General features: G+C 42.9%; 1 rRNA gene. It reads left to right on the top strand.

The features are described from left to right. Positions 1–197 precede the first annotated feature (197 nt). A 5S ribosomal RNA gene (gene rrf / locus H4J67_RS20140) occupies positions 198–312 on the top strand. The last annotated feature ends 5 nt before the right edge of the window (positions 313–317 follow it).

The raw sequence follows: 317 nt of genomic DNA, 5'->3' as shown, positions 1-317 counted from the left end.
TCCCATTCCGAACTCAGAAGTGAAACGCAGTAGCGCCGATGGTAGTGTGGGAGTTCCCATGTGAGAGTAGGACATTGCTAGGCTTCTATTTAGAAAAACCCGTAGCTGATGCTACGGGTTTTTTGTTCCAAGGTTCTAATTTACTTTGTATTTTAAACAGTATAAATTAAATTATATCTTTGATATTACAAGTTTTGTCTAGCGACAATAGCACTGTGGCACCACCTGATCCCATTCCGAACTCAGAAGTGAAACGCAGTAGCGCCGATGGTAGTGTGGGAGTTCCCATGTGAGAGTAGGACATTGCTAGGCTTCTA

Origin of the sequence: Colwellia sp. BRX10-4 (genome assembly GCF_014077465.1) — a bacterium.
GTDB lineage: Bacteria > Pseudomonadota > Gammaproteobacteria > Enterobacterales > Alteromonadaceae > Colwellia_A.
The sequence above is the reverse complement of the archived record's forward strand: the minus strand, read 5'-3'. Positions and strand labels throughout refer to the sequence as shown.